This is a genomic window from Clostridium sp. AF36-4 (assembly GCF_003435975.1).
In the GTDB taxonomy this organism is placed as follows: Bacteria; Bacillota; Clostridia; order Lachnospirales; family Lachnospiraceae; genus Eubacterium_F.
This window is the reverse complement of sequence record NZ_QTVH01000001.1, coordinates 64,153-81,739: the sequence shown is the minus strand read 5'-3', so window position 1 is coordinate 81,739 and position 17,587 is coordinate 64,153. Positions and strand designations below refer to the sequence as shown.

Here is a 17,587-nt window from a genome sequence, read left to right as displayed (position 1 = left end):
TTCTGAACAGCCCCATGAAACTAAATTACCTGTTTCTTTTTGTTATTATTTTGTATGCTCTTTTGCAAACTTCTCATACTCAGCATTAACTTTGCTAATCTTCGTATCCCATTTGGTTGAAAGCTCTTCAATCTTCTTAGCAGGTGTTGTTGCATTTGCATATACAGGATAACAGAAATCACCATAGTCGATTTCACTAATCATTGGCAGATAAGAAGTAGATTTATGCTTCTCTTCCAACATCATAGCGATTGTTTCATCTACTGCACGGTCATCTCTGAACTGTGGGTAATACTGCTCAAGAATCTGATCATGAGGAGTATATCCTTCAACAGGCTCTGTGTACAAATCGTAAGCAAATGCAATCTTCTCAGCTTTTTCCTGATCGAAGCAGCTTGGCATAACAACGATGTTGTCGTTTGGTACTGTCTTATTTGTAGCACCCTTCTGATCCTGGTTGTATGGGAACATTACGAATCCCCAGTCATCTTCCATATCAGCAAACGCACTAATCTCATAAACCTCAGCAGTCTGCATAGCAGCTTCGCCATCACGGAATGCAGCTTTATACCAATCCCATGCTACGTTTTCTGATGGTTTTGGCTTAATATAACCTTTCTTAATCAAGTCAACACCCCAGTTCATAGCATCTTTGAACTCTTTGGATGTAATTGCATCAACATATTTACCGTCTTTGTCACGAGATACAAATGTTGCATTGTTGTTAGCTGCACACATTGGCAGATAGTATTTTGAGAAACTTGCCATAGCATACTGGTCTGTTTTACCATCACCATCGGTATCCTTTGTAAGTTTCTTACAATACTCTTCGAACTTGTCCCATGTCCACTGATTGTTTTTCTGCAAATCATATGGCTCATCTTCCGGAATACCAGCTTCCTTGAAGAGACGTTTATTGTAGAAAATACCACCACGTGGCTCACTGTCTGGGCTCATACCCCAGATACCATCACCAATGCTCATCAACTCTTTAACTGTTGGATTCCATTTTTCTTCATCGAAATTGAACTCCGGAAGAGTTGACAAATCATACATCAAGCCTTTCATCAAAGGCTCAGAAACAAATTCCTGATACAGATAGTAAATTTCGTATTTTGGACTACTTGCCATAACGTCATTTACATAATCTGATTTTGCATCTGTATAGGAATAAACAGAATCACGAGTAATTTTGAAATTGTACTTCTCCTGAATACTCTTCCAGTACTCATTCTGCTTTTTACCAAACTCGTCGGTTCTGTCTGCAAGGGTATCTTTGGAAGTATACCAGTCACCTACCGTGATATCCATGCCACCAAGGTCACTAAATGTTTTCTTGTTTGAAGAAGATGATGTTTTTGCGCCATCGCCTGATGCACTGCCTGCATCATTGGAGGAGCCGCCACATCCAGTAAGAGAACCTACTGCAAGAACAACACAAAGACCCATCGCAATCAGCTTCTGCATGCTTGCTTTCATTTTGTTTTGCCTCCTTATTTAATATATTGTTATACCGGAAAATCCCGGTGATAACCTAAGTCATTACTGCCCGACGGCACCTGCCAGAACAGGCAGATGCCAAATAGGGCAAATTATCTTTGTTACATCTTGATACCAGACTGACTCAAACTTTCTACGAAGCCTTTCTGTGCAAATAAATATACAATAATCAAAGGAATAATTACCAACAATGTACCTGTACCAATCATGGCGGATGCATAAGCGGTCGACGCTTTATCAAGACCTGTGGTTGCTTTCACATAAGAGTTCAGCACCTCAGACAAACGAGCCACTTTGTTTGCCAGAATCGAATAGTTTGGAAGAAACATTCCTGAATAAAAACTATCCGTCCACTGCCATACAAAGGAGAACAGGAAACATGATGTAATCATTGGTTTTGCATCCGGCAGCATAATACGCACGAATGTTTTAACCTTACCACATCCATCTACATAAGCAGCTTCTTCCAATTCCTTCGGAATACCACGGAAGAACTGACGAAGCATGTAAATGTACAAACCATTTTTCAATCCCATACATCCAAGACACATAAATGCGTATGGTGCAAAGGAATCCAATAAGTTCAGTGGCTGCCCCGTTATCAGGCTGAATATTCCGAGAATATCAAAATAACGGAAATTCAAATACAGGGAAGACTGAATGGTTGAAGGTGGAATAACGATAACAAGTACCACCATTGCAAACCAAAGGTTCTTCAATGGGAATTTGTATCTCGCAAAACCATATCCAACTAATGTACAGGATATAATCTGCAAAACACTTACCAATAAAGAAATCCATAATGTGTTACCTAAAGCAGCCCAATAATCCATCAAATCGGCGGCAATCTTAAAGTTATCCAATGTGAAGTGACGTGGAATTACGTTGATTGTCGAATCGTACAAATCACGCTCTTCCATGAAACTAATGGAAATCTTATTTAAGAGTGGCTGCAAAATCAAGAAACACAATCCAAACAACAATACAAAACGCACGATTTTGTAAGCTACATTAAAGGATACCTTGCGCAACAGATAGCCGTTGGATTTTCTATTACGTTCCCTGAAGGCTTGAAACTTACTCATTTTACTCATAATAATATACCCTCCTAGAAATAATCAACGAAACAATACCCAACGCAACAATTACACAAAGGAAATATACCCACGCCATCGCCGACGCCTGACCATAGTCCATTCGTCCACCGATACCGATTGCATCGATACGCTCCATAACTGTGTTGTCTGTCTTCAAGAAGAAGTCAATTACCGTATATACGATATTTACCAAAATCATGGAACTTACCATTGGAAGTGTAATCTTCCAGAAACTTTCCCAGGCTGTACATCCCTCGATTTTTGCCGCCTCGAACATACTTGGCGAAATCGTCTGCAATGCAGAAAGGAAAATGATAATCTGGATACCAGATGCAATCGCAATATCATATACACTATTAATAATATCAAATACATAACTAAACATCTGTGACATCGGACTTGAGTCTGATGTAATCAGGATACTCTCAAGTACACCTGTAATACTTGTATTATTGTTTGTTGCTTCAATCGCATCTTTCATGTCAGCCAAAAGTGTATTTCCACTTTCCAAACCAACAATAACACCGGATGAAAGAATAACCGGCAGGAAGAATATCGCACGAACCGCACCTCTTCCTTTGAAAGACTGATTCAAAAGTAACGCAATAAAGAAACTGAAAATCAATGTTGCCGGAACGTTTGTCAGCATTTTTACCAACTCAGAAATGAGGTTTGGTACAAACTTCTCATCTACCAAAAATGCCTGACGATAATTTTCAAGTCCCGCCCATGTCATGGACAATCCACCTTCAAGTTCTACCGTACTGAAACTCATTCTTAACGACTGTACTAACGGCACAACCAAGAACAGGATAAAACCGATGATGAATGGTGCAATAAATAAATAGCCTGCAACCGCATTTTTAAATGCTAATGTCTTTTTCTTTTTATTCTTGCGAGCCATTTATTCTTCACCTCCCTTCACAGCTGCGAAATCTCTGGCCGCGATTTCCTGGCCATTATATTGATAGTTGCTATAGTTGTAGTTTACAACAACTGCTTTTCCGCCTTCGAAGGTTGTCTTATATACGCCCTCTGCAATTTTTTCATGCTTATCAATTGCTTTATCGTATGTTCCTTCGAATGTTTCATTAAACTTGTTATACAGACTCAAAGTATCTTTCTTCCAGTCATCGTAGTTACAAGCATAGTATCTTGTGTACTTACCATCCTGTAAAACACTTGTCTTTTCAGCAATGTAAGTGAAGTATAATCCGGCACCGGACTCAGCGGACTTCAGGATATTCTCCTTCTCATCATCTGCCAAGTTAATTGCACCGCCGGAGTAATTTATTAAACCATGCAATGCCATGGTATAGAATGGAACCTGCTCATCAATGATGTTTACGGCACGGGCATCTAAGTTCATGTCTGTAACGAAGTCTGCGTAAGGTACTGCATACTGGTTACCACTTGTAATCATAACCTTGTTTCCGCCCTGTTTCAGTGACTGTAATTTCTTAACCTGAAGATTCAAAGCTGCTTCACGCGATACTCTGTCTTTTGGATTGTAGTCACCGGCAAGTGTATTACCGATATCTTCCATACCGATATTCTTGCTGCCGTAACCATTTACTTTTTCTACATAAGTGTCAACCGAATCCATTGCATACGACGGTTTTACCAAGTAATAACTATCGTAATTATGATAATCGGTGTAATCATCATTTGCCTGGTAAGTAATTGGATCCCAGTTATAAAGCTCACACTCTTCACGGCTGACAAACTTCGCTGCATTTCTTGTGGAACTGAATCCGTCAAACCATTTGTCTTTGTATACATAGTTAAATGTACCATTCAGATAAAGCTGCATACCATTTGTCTTATTTGCATAAGCAGTCAAATCTTCCAAATCTGAAGAACTTCCCAAACGTCCTACTGTTTTTACTTTAGCAGCAGATGTCTGTTTCACACCGGTATTAAACCATCCGGTATACTTCGCATTAATATTGCCAATGCCGGCTTTCTGCAAATCTTCCAAAATCGATTTGGCCTGTGTGTAAGAAGTCAATGACTGAGAGCGAACAACCGGATAACCAAGGATATGCTCGGTATCATCTACGGCACCAATCATCTCAACAGCCAATGCCTGTTTATCACTGTCAACTTTACCAAGACTTGGATATTTCTTCTGAAGATATCCGCGGTACTCTTTTGCCAAATCCGAATAATCGGTTTTATCAGAGAAAATGTATCTCTGGGAAAGTGTTTCATTTGGCAGCCCGTCTTCATAAACACGAACGGTTGTATCCGATTTTGTGGATACATCCATGTTTTCGCCGTGAATCAGACTGTAAATGAATGTACTATAGTTATATCCATTGTTCTTTCCGGAAATATCCGCCTGAACGGTTGCGTAAGAACTTCCCTCTTCAGCAACACAAAGGAATGAACTCTGGGTAGTCTCATTTGCAATGGCAAGCAGTGGGAAATTGGATTTTGTCTCATCGACAATCGTTGTTCGTGCCTGACCATAATCCCAGCCGTAAACATCACTCTGATATCTCTGCTGTCCGGTCTTACCATTGTTGAAGTTAATTTTTCCACCGGTTCCTTCCGGAACAATCATGTAACCTTTTTCATCAACATTTGATGCTCCCATATATGGAAGAACCTGAAGTTTAACAATCGGATAATCTTCGTTATAGGAGATTTCCTTCATCGGTACTTTTACAACCAGCTGGTTATCTTCCAATACATAGTGAACACTAATATCGAAAATTGGTTTCCCTTCGTTACGGGATACTTTGTAATTGCCCATATCTTTTGTACGGTCCTCCAAAGTATATCCTGCTTCTACGAATTTGTCTTCCAACTGCTGAAGACGGGAATCGGTAACCGACTCATCCAAATAATAAATTGGCTCATCCTTCAAGTCAGGGAAAATTTTTTCACCTTTTGTCAACAGCTGCTTGTCGGTAGAATCATCCGACTTACTAAGTTCCTCATAGTTAAAATAAACATAACTTCTGAGTGCTGACTTCTGTGCCGATCTCGACATCTTATCCAGATACTTCTTCATTCTGGACTCTTTGATTGCGACCGGACAAGTGTAGGTTTTTTCAAAATCACCTACGGAATAACTTACTTTAATTTCGTTATCGTTTACTTTCTCGATTTTATAAAACTTATTGTCCCGAATACACTGAGAGTAGTTATCAATCTCTTTCTTCGTGTCAGTACTGTTGGAGTAAGTAAGGTTCAAAGTTGAGCTTAACACATCTTTGTAATGTCCATCGGCATTTGCATACTTCTCTACATCCTCAGCAGTCGGATTGGAGCGATATACCTTTCCGGTTGCCTTGTCTGTAACCTCAAGCTGTGTGGAAGAACCACTCACTGAGAGTTTCAATGAATCATTTTCAATTACTACATCTCCGCTGTTATCATATTCATAAGTTTTCATCTCCTTAGTCCCCTCATCGGAATCACCGCAGGCACTAAGAGCGAAACATGCCATAACTGTAATCAGGAGCAAATACAACTTGTTTTTCATTCTGTCATTTCCTCCTTTCATCAATACATTCGGAAAATGGTTTCTTTGTAAATCGAATAGAAATAGGAGAAACCATCACTAATCAAACTGAAGAACAGTACAAGCAAAAATACAATAATCAACATACCTACCGCTGAGAAAATCAAAGATAAAAATGCTTTACCCAGCATGAAGTCATGAATCATCATTACAGATGCGATAATCAGCAATCCACACCAAATCATGGAGAAGTTGCTGAACACAGTGTAAAATGCACCCTCTTCTTCAGTAACAACGTTACTCATAGGAATCAGTATCAACTGAATAATTACATATGGTGTCATTGCATAAGCGGTACCCATCCATATATCTTTTAATGTACCTTTACCATCAAACAAGGTGGTAAGACACCAGTTTGCAACAACATACACAATAAATGGTACAAGGAATGTTGCAATCTCTAAAATCAGGTTTACATTATCCCAGTTTACCGGATTAAACACGAAACTGGTTGCACCTAATTTAATCAGGTTTGTCAAAAGGACCAGAATAACAATTGTATTGGCTGCCGCCATAGACCCTCTCTTTTCATGTGTCAAATCCCAAAAACCATCAAAAGGTCTTACGATACAATGAAGGGCATAACGCAGAGAATCGCGGTAACGAATCCATGCATCTTTATTGGTCAGTCTTTCTTTTATTTTCATCCTTTTTCAACCTCCCTTCTGGCTTTCTTCACAAATCCAACACCAAATCCAAGGAGAATGAGGATTGCAATAATAATCAAGATCGTACCAATGTTCTCCTCAAACCAAACCTCTCGGTAAAGCTTAAATGCTTTAGAATAATTCTTGGCATCAAGTTTTAATTCAAAGTAATTCATTGCCTCTTTATAATTCTTCTCACGAAGAAGTGCACGGCCGATTCCAATATATGCCTGGTCGTAGTTACCATTATGCTTCAGGACTTCACGCCAGATATTAGCGGATTCATCATAATTACCTTTCTTGTACTCAGCCAGGCCATCGTTAATCATTTTACCATAATCAGTCAAAGTAAACTGGGTAATCGTTCCTAACTTCTGATCTGTAACCAAGAGAGAATCTCCAAGATCTTCAATTGCCGAAGGATTCATAAACAATCCGGCTTTATAACCATGTCCGCCAAAGGCATACAGCATATTACCCTGGAAATCATAAGCAAAGATACGGCCTTTTGTATTATCCAGTGCATAATAAACATCATTTGACAAGCAGCAGATATCTACAAACTTGGAAGGTCCTTTCATCTCGCCTTTTTCGGTGTAACGCAAATCACCATATGGATCATTGTAACCGTTACGTACCAAAATATCAGTTCCCTTTGCATTCAATTTACGAATCGGTTCAGCCGACTCTACAGCTCCATCAAATGTACTGATTGTTGCATAAATGAAGTCTTCGGAATCCAGACAAAGGTTCGAATACTCTGTCGGAACGAACAAATCCATCTGTGCACGCTGCTCTTTTGTAGCAACCATTTTCCACAAATAAGTAAAGAAATCATAAGTTACTTCACTGGCTCCGACAAATCCCGTAAAGTCTCCGGCGTCATCAAACTCAAGGAAACCTTTGTTTACGTTCTGAACCTGAGCAAAAATACGTTTTGCACCATCCACAACTAACTTTTGTGGGAGAAATTTTGCATCCGTATAGGTTTTATCATTTGGACGACCAATTACTTTTACCATATTGCCGTCTGCATCCAAGTGAACAATTTTGTTATTACCGGTATCGGCAATGTACATTTGTCCATCATCTGTTACAAATACATCCTGAGGACCATTCAATTTTACATCTTTTCCCTCAGCATCTTTATAACCGGTTACCTCTTTTACATAAGTAAACTCATTGTTTTCATATGTAAATTCACAAATACGATTATTTCCTGTATCTGCAACATACATCTTATTTCCAGTCGAGAAAAGACCTTGTGGCTCAGAAAAGTTGCCACAATCTTTAAAATCAGAACCGGAAATTACTCGCTCAACCGAATAAGCATCCGGAGACTCACGGTCAACATCCCAGCAATCATAAGTATATGTATAATGTTTGCCATCAGAACTGTTCGCGAGGACCTCCGCGTTGCTTACAAGGAGGGATGCAACGAGTAATAACGCAAATACCGAAGTAAGTCGTTTCATTTTTCTCATTTTCTTTCCTCCTTATCAGTCTTTAATTCCGGAACTAGCCATTGTTTCCAGAATGTTACTCTCTGCCAAAATAAAGATTAAAATCGGCACCATCATAACGACCATTGTCGCAGCGGAACCTACACCGGCACGGGCAACACCACCGGCCATAATCTGCTGCAATGCATATGGCAGCATCTTATATTCTTCCGAGTAGATATATACCTGACCTTTCATGTTCCAAAGGTTTTGTACAGAGAAAATTGTTACTGTCAACCATGCCGGTTTTACGTTAGGCATGACAATCTGAAGGAAGATTCTTCCCTCTTTCGCACCATCAATCTTAGCCGCTTCAATCAATGCATCCGGAATCTGCTCCATAAACTGTTTCATAAGGAACAATCCCATCGGCAGTGCGAACGCCGGCACCATCAGTGCTAAGTACGTATCAATCCATCCAAGCTTACTCATAATGATATAAGTAGGAATCTGCAATACATAAGCATTGAACATGATTGCAGCCTGAATAATCTTGAAAATCTTTTTGCTTCCCGGGAACTCATACTTTGCCAAAACATAAGCAGCCATTGAACCAATAATCAAATGACCTACCGTACCAAGCAATGTAATAAATACCGTGTTAAAGACATAACGGGTAAATGGTACATAGGAGCTTGACATAACAACAAGCAAATCCTGGAAGTTATTAAATGTTGGGTTCTTCACGAAAAATCTCGGTGGATACAGATAAATCTCATCCAGCGGTTTAAATGCACTACTGATGGAATATACCAACGGAAGTACAAAGAAGATACCAAACAAAATCAGCAAAATGTAAATACCGATATCACCACCGACTGAGCGGTTTGGTTTTCTTCGTTTTAATTTAATTAATTTCATCTTTGCTATACCTCCTATCAAGTTCCAACTTTGCTAAGCAGTGACTGAATTGCCTTATTCAACAACAGCATCACGGCGAACAAAATTGTTGCAATTGCGGAAGCATAACCCATCTCAAATCGTGTAGTACCATAGTCAATCAGATGGGTAACTACGGTACGCGCCGCGTAGTCCGTACTAGGGAAACCACAAAGCGCCATCGTCTGGTCGGCGACACCGAATGTCTGTGTGATTGCCATTACGGCACCAAACAGAAGCATAGGTTTCATACCAGGCAGTGTGATGTACCAAAGTTCCTGCCAGCGGTTTTTAACACCGTCCACATAACCCGCTTCAAACTGCGAATTATCAATACCTTGAAGTCCGGCTACGAAGGAAAGGAATCCCTGACCAAGACTCATCCACAATACGACGATAATAATAACATTCATCATGTAGGCAGTATCCGTGAGCCACAGAATCGGCTCACTGATAAAACCAAATTTAATCAAAAATGAATTTACATATCCATATGCATCACCACTAAATAAGATAGACCATACCAAGTATGCCTGACCTGAAATTGTCGGTGCATAGAATACAACTACGGCAAAAGCACGGATATAACGTGGCAGCTCGTTGATAAACCAAGCGAACAAAAATGCCATGATATAACCAAGCGGTCCGGTAATTGCTGCCAGCAAGAATGTATTTTTAACCGCAATCAAGAATACATCATCTGCAAGAAGCAGGTTAATGTAGTTATCTACACCAACGAATCTTGCCGGTTCCAGTACGTTATAGTACGTGAAACTGTAAAATACTGACATCAGCACGGGCAAAATGTAGAATGCAGTAAACACAATCAAATACGGCAGAAGGAAAAGGTAACATGTCTTTGACATCTTAGCTTTCTTCCATGCGATTTTAGCATTGCGCTTTTTAATCTGCATGTATTTTCCCAGAAAATTCATTTTTTCACTCCTCTCTTATTTTTGTTTTGTTTCTTTTTCTTCTTGTTCCAGAGTCTTCAACCCAAACTCTTCACGTTTGTTTGATAACTCCTTATTTATCGTAATAACATAATCAAGAATCGTCTCTCGAGGGTCCTCGTTGTTATTCATGACTTTACGGATTGCGTTCGTGATATGACGCTCTGTGTAATATCCGCCGGCAACCTGCGGAATACCAAATGCCCATTTGTGCTGTTCATCCAGTACAGTGGACTCTTTGCTACTCCAAGACAATGTCTTAAAGGTTTCTTTGTTTGCTGTTGCATAACGTGCCGCAGCACCCATAACAGCCTCAAGCTCTCTTGCGTAGGTAGCCTGTGTATCAGCACTTGCCCACCATTTCAAGAAATCCCATGCGATTTCTTTCTTGCCACGTTGTTCCGCACCTTTAAGCATCATAGAAGCAGTACCCCATGACTGAACGGAACGGTTGATTGAGCCATCTTCCTGTTTCACACCAGGAACCATACCGAAGTTCCAAAGACCTTTAATCTCAGGAGCAAATACAGACAATGTATTAAATGTACTGTAATCTGCTACACCGATTGGCATCTCACCGCTTCGGAAACGGTTTGCGAAATCGTACTGTTTAACCAGTTTGTAGTTGGTAAATAATTTGGTATAGAATTCAAATGCCTGAATACCTTCTGTACTACCAATTGTTGTCTCAATACCGTCATCACGGTACAAGGAACCACCGCGCTGAACAAGCTGGGCATAGTAGTTTGCAAGGTCAGGGTTGGATGCGTTGTTAATCTTACGCTCTACCGAAGGAATTGCAAACGACATGCTGTTCTTCTGCAGTTTCGGAAGTACTTTGATTACATCATCCCATGTATTAATCTGTGTCGCATCAATACCAAGTTCTTCCATAATATCGGTACGATAGAACAATACGTTGTAGTTTTCTGTCTCCGGCAGACCATACAAACCTTTATGTCCGGACTTATCTTTCAACCAGTAAGACTCATAAGAACTTGCCTGGTACTCAGAAAGTACATCTTTATAGTCCGAGAACTGGGTCAAATCCACAGTCGCACCACGAAGTGCGTAGTTGACAGGCTCTGTCTGCGAAATACAAAGCGCTACATCCGGACCATTACCTGACATAACGGCAGGAAGCATCGCATTTACCGCACCGGCAGAGTTTGTAACTGTATTTGCTGACGCTGCAGCATCAATCAATTTAACATTTACTTTAATTTCTTTTCCATATTTTTCTTTTGAAGTCGGAGTAAACTGCTGGTCTACCATGTTCTTCAAAATATTACTCTGGTCACGTCCGGCAGTAATCCATACATCGATAACATCCGGATCATCCGAATCATACACATTACCAAGTGCAGAGGAATCGGAACGGAAGGAGTTAATAAACAATGTACACTCATGTACAATTCGGTCAAAACTTCCTTCGTTTACTTCTTCAATTGAAGATTTGTCGCCGGCAAGAACAATATAGTCAATATCCATCGCCGTTGCACTTAAGTTGTTAATTGATGTACCAAGAGAAGATACATTCTCTTTGAAGTTCGACAACGTCTGAGGAATTTTATCCGGACGGTCAACAAACTCTTCCATCTGTGCAGCCAGTGTCTGTGCTACGGCGATTTCACCACCACGTTCACCGGTATATGCAGTAACTTCATCAACTAAGCGATATAAGATTTTGGACTCATCGCCCATTGCCTTAATGATATCCGGATATACCTTTTCAATCTGGTAATCACGGAACTCATCCGGCTCTGTACCTGTCAATACAAGAATCTGACGATAATACTGATTCATACGGTATACACTTTCAGACAACTGGGAGAGATACTCACCAAGCTCACCAAGTGTAATTTTCAAACGAATTTTATGTTCTCCAGCAGTGAGGTGGAATTTGTATGCCTCGCCTTTATCATTCTGTAAGCAAAGCATTTCCCAAACATTGCTGTAAGTAAATTGCAGACTAGCTACCTCTTTAAAAGGAACCTCTCCGTCAATGTACAAAGAACGGTTTGCGATATAACCACGGTTATATCCCTGACGTCCTTTAATACCGATTACATAATCGCCTTCTTTTTCTACTTTCGTAGTCCATTCCAGCCAGTCACCGGCAACTTTCCACTGTGTACCACCAATTACATTCAAAACCTGTTTGTCTGTATTATGCTTGGTAACATTTCCTTTTTCATCCTCGTATTCGGTATCTCCCGATGTACGGTCATAAGTAGCATATAAAGATGGTGATGAACGTCTGTCCGACTTTTCACCCTGAATCTTCTGAACGTAAGATTTGTCAACGTTATTTGTCTTTCCTTTGTTCTCTGCTGCGTACTCTGCATAGGTAGGAATCTTCTTCATATTACCTACTGTGAACTTACGCATAATCAAACGTTCGTTGACACCAGTTAAGCGAATCTTATTGACACCCTTCTTTAAATAGAAGTAATACGGATCCATCTCATATCCGGTTGGGTCTTCAAAATAGGAAGAAATCCATCCGCGTGTCGGATCCTCAATCTGGGAAGGACGAATCTCATTTCCCTGGTTATCCTTGCTTGGTTTGCCATCATCCGTGTAGACACGTTCGAAGTCAACACCCTCGGCACCATTAAATGGAGTTTCGTATTTACCCGTTTTTTCATTGTAAAGTTCTACCTTGGTCTCAATTGCAATTCCTCGGTCGTCCTTGTCTCCTGTGGAAGGATAGTACTCAAGGTTCAAGTTGTAATAACCCTCCTCTTCCACATTAACAGAATACACTGCGCTTTCTCCTTCCGGAATCAACACCGATTCTGATTTTTCATTCTCCGGACCAAGATCATTATGTACAGTGACGTTTTTGGTTGTCTCTTTCTTCACGAAACCGGCAACCGGAATATCATAGGAACCACTTGGTGTATTGGCGTCCGTGCGCTTAGCCACATAATCACTGTACTGGCCTTCACGCTGATATTCGCTGCTCATAGTGTCAAAATCCACACCTGCGTACTTGTCGGAGTTGTCACTTACGGAAGAACCTTTTAACTTGAAAAATAGTACAAAAGCGATAATCACCAGTACTACAATCAAGAATGTCCGTAAGCCTTTTTTCTTCATCAACTTTGACATAGCTGTCGCAATCTCCTTTCGTTGTTTCTCTTTTTATGCATTCTGCCAGTGAAATAAGCCATGGGAGCAAAACACATAATGTTTTTTTGTATAATATGTATACAGTTTGTTATAAAGTATATCACCATTTTTGTAACATGTCCATAGTTTTTGATAGATTTTTTTATGTATTTTTGCTAAAAAATGATTGGTTTTCCCTTGAAAAATGTTTTGTATTTACAAGAGAGAATCCATATAGTAGAATGCAGGTATACATATTTCATAACTTGGAGGTTTTTATGGACAACAAAAAAACAGGCATGAATCCGATACTTCCGGGCTTCTACCCGGATCCATCGATTTGCCGTGTAAACGATGATTATTATTTGGTAACTTCAACTTTTGCTTATTTCCCCGGTGTTCCAATCTTTCACAGCCGTGATTTAGTACACTGGAATCAGATTGGTAACATATTAGAAAGAAAAGAACAGCTTCCTTTGGTAAATGCAGAAACAAGTGAGGGTATCTTTGCACCGACACTGCGCTACCACGATGGAACCTTTTACATGATTACAACAAACGTAACACCAACGAATGATATCAATAATTTTATTGTCACTGCAACGGACCCTGCCGGTCCTTGGTCGGATCCATATCCTTTGGATTCTGCCGGCATTGACCCATCTCTCTTCTTTGATGATGATGGCAAATGCTACTACTGTGGTACACAGAACCGCAGAGAAGGCTCCCGCTATTTCGGTGATAATGAAATTTATATTCAGGAATTAGATTTAAATACGATGAAACTTGTCGGCGAAAGTTACCCGGCATGGCATGGTGCTCTCCGCGGTGTGGAATGGCCGGAGGGACCACATATCTACAAGAAAGACGGCTATTACTATCTTTTGATATCCGAGGCCGGAACCGGACACAACCATGCAGTTTCGATTGCCCGCAGTAAAAGCCTGACAGAGCCTTTTACCGGTCATAAGGCAAATCCAATTTTCACACACCGTCATCTTGGCTACCACTATCCGATTGTAAATGTCGGACATCCGGATATCGTTGAGACCCAGAATGGTGAGTGGTGGATGGTATGCTTGGCCTCCCGTCCACGAGGCGGCTACTATAGGAATTTAGGACGTGAAACTTACTTAGTACCATTTATCTGGGAAGATGGATGGCCTGTAATCAATCCGGGAAAAGGTATTTTGGAAGATACTTTCCCAATGCCTAATCTTCCTGCTTATGAAGCGAAAGAAATTCCTGCAAAAGAAGATTTTGACACCGATACGCTTCCACTTCATTTTATGTACTTACGCAATCCGAAAGAGGAAAACTATTCTCTTACGAATCGTCCGGGATATTTAGAAATGAAACCGGATGCTGATACGTTATCCTCAAAAGGAACTCCTTCCTATGTGTGTCAGCGCCAGCTTAGTTTTGATTTTACAGCAGAAACAAAACTTTCGTTTTCTCCTGCTGTAGAAAACGAGCAGGCAGGAATTGCCATTTACCAGAGCCAGTCATTTAACTACCAGCTCTTGGCCGGCAAAAAAGGAGACGCCACTGTTCTCTCTCTTGTTAAGACAGAACGTGATAAGGTCACTGTCTTAAAAGAAGAAATACTGGATGCCCTTTATCCTGACCTCACACTTCGCATCACGGAAAATGAACAGGATTTAACCTTTGCTTATTCTGTCGATGGCAAATCTGAGAAAATACTTGCGGATAAAGTAGATGCAAGAATTCTGTCTACTGATGTAGCCGGTGGCTTTGTCGGAAACACCATCGGACTGTATGCAACCTCAAACGGTGAGGAAAGCAGCACCGTCGCAGCATTCGATCACTTCTTGTATGAGGATGATAACAAATAAGATAGTTACTATAAAAAAAGTTACAAATCGACTCGAAACAAAAGATTCGCTTTCGCGAATAAAGTTTCTCGCTGATTTGTAACTTCTTTTTTATTGAAAGCACCTTATTTTTAACGTCCCTCTAAGCGCAAGATTTCTTTCTTTAACCGCTTCATTATTTTTTTCTCTAATCGTGAGATATAGCTTTGGGAGATGCCTAAGAGGTCTGCGACTTCTTTCTGTGTGAGTTCCTGTCCGAGTTTATCGTCGATTCCAAATCTAAGACGGATAATCGTTTGTTCTCGTTCAGATAATGTTTCCAATGCTTTACGCAGTAAACTTCTATCAACTTCTTTTTCAATGTCTTTGTAAATAATATCTTCACTTGTTCCCAAAATGTCCGAGAGCAGCAGTTCGTTTCCATCCCAGTCAACATTTAAAGGTTCATCAATGGATACCTCTAATTTCGTTTTATTATTTCTACGCAGATACATAAGAATTTCATTCTCAATACAGCGTGACGCATAGGTTGCAAGTTTGATGTTTTTCGTCGGGTTAAAGGTATTAATTGCCTTCATCAGACCAATTGTTCCAATCGAGATTAAATCCTCCACGCCGACACCTGTATTATCAAATTTTTTCGCTATGTACACAACAAGGCGAAGGTTATGTTCTACCAGTGTATTTCTCGCTTTGTCGTTCTGCTCTCCCCCCAATTTCTCAATGCAGGCTGCCTCCTCTCCCGGCTCTAACGGCGGTGGCAGAATCTCTGCCCCTCCAATATAATGAATATCACCTCCACGGTGAAAAAATACACTTTTCCAATCCTGAATCATCCGGAACTGAAACTGTCCCGGCATCGAAATCTTAAGCAGCATACTATGATTTCTCCTTTCCTTTTTCATTATTCAACATATCGGGATGCAGTATCATTTCATATTCTCCATCCACAGAAACACATTCTTCGCAGACCGCCACCCACGCATCTTCCACAAACTGCCAGTCTCCCCCACATTCAATTTCCAGTCGTTGTGCCCGAAAAGCACAAAGCATTCCCATCTTTTTTCCTACAGAATGGTAGGGAATCATCCGCATCAACGGAGGGTCTTTTCCCTTCCACAATTTTTCCAAAAATTTCTTACTGCCGAGCATAACCGGCTTTTTGCTGATTGCATCGTAAAGTCCATTTCCGGTATCCAAAAGTGCCATTCCTTCGATTTTATTTCCCCGGTCATATATCCGCAGCCGGTAAAGATATGACACCCGTTCTTTTTCTTTTTTTAGTTTTGGCATAAAATACCGAAAAAGAAAGAGAACAAAAAGCATAAATCCTAACATCGATGCCCCGGTAAGCGGGTAATGAAAACTTTTTTGTACCTGAAGCAAAAGCCCCGCCAGAATAAAAGCACATGCATAATAAAGTAAAAGGTGCATCACCGTTCTTGCAGTCGTCATTTTACCAAAAGCAAACCGGACAAGAAAAACACTAACAAAAAAATAGGACAAAACAAGCAACAGGAGATTTCTGTGCACATGAAACAATACCAAAAGACACGCCATCACAGCTCCTAATATTGACGCAAGGATAAGGCGCCACAACCGAATGGTTTTTTGCATCAATAAACTCTGTGTCAGAAAAACCACCAGATTCATCCCTGTGTTAATCAGAAAGAATACATCTAAGTATAACTTCACTCTCATTGGCATCTTCATCCCCTTTCCGTTTGTGTAGGCTCATTATAGACGATAGACTCTGCAAAGCTTGTCAAACGGCCGCTCCCTTTTCCCATTATTGTCAGCCAAATCATTCTTTCATCTGACATCGTTAGACACAATCCAATCAAGACAGTAGAGTTTCTACATTTCTCACTATCATTGTTTGTCGAAAGACTTGCATCTGCCGCAAAAATCTTTTACAATAAAAAAAGCGGTTTTAACCGCTGGAATTTGAATAGGAAAGGAACTATCATTATGGCAGAAAAGAATCCCATTGTAACAATCGTGATGAATGACGGCGATGTTATGAAGCTTGAACTTTATCCGGAAGTTGCAGAGAACACAGTAAACAATTTTATTTCTTTGGTAAACAAAGGATTTTATGACGGACTCACCTTTCACCGCATCATTAGTGGTTTTATGATTCAGGGCGGTGACCCGGATGGAAACGGAACCGGCGGTCCCGGTTACAGCATCCCCGGAGAATTCTCTTTAAATGGCTATGACAACTCATTAAGCCATGACCCGGGTGTCATCTCCATGGCACGCTCCCAGCATCCGGACTCCGCCGGAAGCCAGTTTTTTATTATGCATAAGAAAGCCTCTCATCTTGATGGCTCTTATGCCGCTTTTGGTAAAATTATTGAGGGCATGGATGTTGTAGATAAATTAGCCGAAGTTGCTACTGACTGGAGCGATATGCCTCTCACACCGGTTATTATGGAAAAAGTAACAGTAGAAACTTTTGGAGAAGATTATCCGGAGCCAAAAACAGTTTAACAAAAAAAGAAACTGCAGACTCATCC

Annotated in this window: 13 protein-coding genes; 2 read left to right on the top strand and 11 right to left on the bottom strand. The window is 40.4% G+C overall.

From position 1 onward, the window contains the following. Positions 1-45 precede the first annotated feature (45 nt). From DW005_RS00350 to DW005_RS00310, 9 genes are all read right to left on the bottom strand, one after another. Positions 46-1,479: an extracellular solute-binding protein gene (locus tag DW005_RS00350; RefSeq protein ID WP_117477708.1), complete on the bottom strand. Its 1,434-nt coding sequence runs from the start codon at positions 1,477-1,479 to the stop codon at positions 46-48. Between the two features lie 122 nt (positions 1,480-1,601). Beyond that, entirely contained in the window at positions 1,602-2,594 is a 993-nt protein-coding gene (locus DW005_RS00345; RefSeq protein WP_117477707.1) for a carbohydrate ABC transporter permease, read from the bottom strand. After that, positions 2,587-3,501 (bottom strand): sugar ABC transporter permease, encoded by a 915-nt coding sequence (locus DW005_RS00340; protein ID WP_117477706.1) that lies wholly within the window; start codon positions 3,499-3,501, stop codon positions 2,587-2,589. Before DW005_RS00340 ends, DW005_RS00345 begins: the two co-directional genes overlap by 8 nt. Continuing rightward, positions 3,502-6,093, bottom strand: a complete 2,592-nt coding sequence (locus DW005_RS00335; RefSeq protein WP_117477705.1) for a DUF5696 domain-containing protein — start codon at positions 6,091-6,093, stop codon at positions 3,502-3,504. A 20-nt stretch (positions 6,094-6,113) separates the two neighbouring features. Further along, positions 6,114-6,779, bottom strand: a complete 666-nt coding sequence (locus DW005_RS00330) for a YIP1 family protein (protein ID WP_022378034.1) — start codon at positions 6,777-6,779, stop codon at positions 6,114-6,116. Then, the gene (locus DW005_RS00325; protein WP_117477704.1) at positions 6,776-8,263 is read right to left on the bottom strand and encodes an SMP-30/gluconolactonase/LRE family protein; all 1,488 of its coding nucleotides are present in this window, start codon (positions 8,261-8,263) and stop codon (positions 6,776-6,778) included. The genes DW005_RS00330 and DW005_RS00325 overlap by 4 nt, the downstream gene beginning before the upstream one ends. 15 nt (positions 8,264-8,278) lie before the next feature. Next, positions 8,279-9,142 (bottom strand): carbohydrate ABC transporter permease, encoded by an 864-nt coding sequence (locus DW005_RS00320; RefSeq protein ID WP_117477703.1) that lies wholly within the window; start codon positions 9,140-9,142, stop codon positions 8,279-8,281. Between the two features lie 17 nt (positions 9,143-9,159). After that, positions 9,160-10,095, bottom strand: a complete 936-nt coding sequence (locus DW005_RS00315; RefSeq protein WP_022378037.1) for a sugar ABC transporter permease — start codon at positions 10,093-10,095, stop codon at positions 9,160-9,162. A 15-nt stretch (positions 10,096-10,110) separates the two neighbouring features. Further along, complete coding sequence (locus DW005_RS00310) at positions 10,111-13,230, bottom strand: extracellular solute-binding protein (RefSeq protein ID WP_117477702.1); 3,120 nt, start codon at positions 13,228-13,230, stop codon at positions 10,111-10,113. A gap of 278 nt (positions 13,231-13,508) precedes the next feature. Between DW005_RS00310 and DW005_RS00305 the strand changes: the two genes are divergently transcribed. Continuing rightward, complete coding sequence (locus DW005_RS00305) at positions 13,509-15,086, top strand: glycoside hydrolase family 43 protein (RefSeq protein WP_117477701.1); 1,578 nt, start codon at positions 13,509-13,511, stop codon at positions 15,084-15,086. A 110-nt stretch (positions 15,087-15,196) separates the two neighbouring features. Here the strand turns inward: DW005_RS00305 and sigE are convergent, their stop codons facing one another. Together sigE and DW005_RS00295 are read right to left on the bottom strand one after the other, a co-directional pair. Further along, entirely contained in the window at positions 15,197-15,943 is a 747-nt protein-coding gene (sigE, locus tag DW005_RS00300) for an RNA polymerase sporulation sigma factor SigE (protein ID WP_022378040.1), read from the bottom strand. A gap of 1 nt (position 15,944) precedes the next feature. After that, on the bottom strand, positions 15,945-16,766 hold the full coding sequence (locus DW005_RS00295) for a sigma-E processing peptidase SpoIIGA (protein WP_181974890.1): 822 nt from the start codon (positions 16,764-16,766) through the stop codon (positions 15,945-15,947). A 270-nt stretch (positions 16,767-17,036) separates the two neighbouring features. Between DW005_RS00295 and DW005_RS00290 the strand changes: the two genes are divergently transcribed. Next, positions 17,037-17,561, top strand: coding sequence for a peptidylprolyl isomerase (locus DW005_RS00290; protein ID WP_022378042.1), 525 nt, complete (start codon positions 17,037-17,039; stop codon positions 17,559-17,561). Positions 17,562-17,587: the final 26 nt, after the last annotated feature.